At 30.1% G+C, this 1,189-nt stretch carries 1 protein-coding gene; it reads right to left on the reverse strand.

All coding sequences use genetic code 11. The features are described from left to right. Positions 1-14 precede the first annotated feature (14 nt). A complete protein-coding gene (locus QWT87_RS21000; protein WP_119059468.1) occupies positions 15-776 on the reverse strand; it encodes a subclass B1 metallo-beta-lactamase BMHC-1 in 762 nt (253 codons plus the stop codon). Positions 777-1,189 lie beyond the last annotated feature (413 nt).

The raw sequence follows: 1,189 nt of genomic DNA on the forward strand, positions 1-1,189 counted from the left end.
AGCTGTAGTTCTTTTTATTCAGCTTTAAACAAGTTAATTGTGTAATCTAATAATTTACTATTTCCAAATTCTCCATGTCCTGGAATTATTATTTTTACATCCGGATATTCTTTTTTCACTTTTTCTACTGTATTTGACCAAGTTGAAATATTTGCATCACCTAAATATCCTTTGCTTGCTCCAAGTTCTTTTATTAGACAACCACCAAACATTATATTTTCACTTGGAAAGTAACCAATAATATTATCTTTTGTATGACCTTCTCCAAAATATTTTGCACTAATATTTTCGTTACCAACTTTTAGAATTATGGAATCATTAAATCCATTTTTTGGAATTTCATAATTATTCATTTTGGCTAATTCTATGGTTTTAGTGTATGAATAAGAAGGGATTTTGTGATTATGAAATGCTTTTAGTCCTCCCAAACAATCATCATGGAAATGTGTTGGAATTATCGCATTAATTTTGGAATGAAGTTCTTGATTTATCCATTTTATTAGTTCTTCAGAACTCAGATCATTTGTTGGTGTATCAAATACTATTGTTTCTTTATTCTTTCTCACAATTAAACCATTGCAAGGAACATTTCCGAAACTTTCTGTTTGTAAAAACGAGGTATGCTCAAATGCGTTTTTAGAAATCTGTGTTATTATTAAATTTTTAGATTTATAAACAACTTTGGGTTGAAATGAAACGTTTTTCTGCGAGTTACAGTTCGATATAAAAAACGAAATGAATAATAATAGTAAAGTATTTAATGTCTTAATTTTCATTTATTTAACGGTATTTTTGTAGAATTACAGCTAACGGGAAAAGTATTGCCGAAGAAGCGGGCTTTTTATAACAGAGATTTAAAAAGAAACACTTCCCGAAGCAAAAATTTTTCCCTTTTTCAAAGTTACAATTTTTCTTTGGAAAAGGGAAAATTTTTTGCGGATATTTTGCCAAAACGCTCAAAGAATTCCTTCAACCCCGCTTTTTTGGCAATACTATGTTGAACTAAACCTTCGGTAGCTTTCTCAGCGCTATATTTAGTTACTTTGTAAAACTAATTAAAAATCAGTAAAATGGCAACAAAAAAAAGAGTTTAGAAGAGCTTAGAGAAAACAAGATCATCAATCAGGCAAAGCGCGAAGTTCCGGGATTTGCGGAGCTTTTGCATAGGTTTGAACGTACGGTTTCTGTA

The organism is Chryseobacterium urinae (genome assembly GCF_030518295.1).
GTDB classification, from domain to species: Bacteria; Bacteroidota; Bacteroidia; order Flavobacteriales; family Weeksellaceae; genus Chryseobacterium; species Chryseobacterium mucoviscidosis.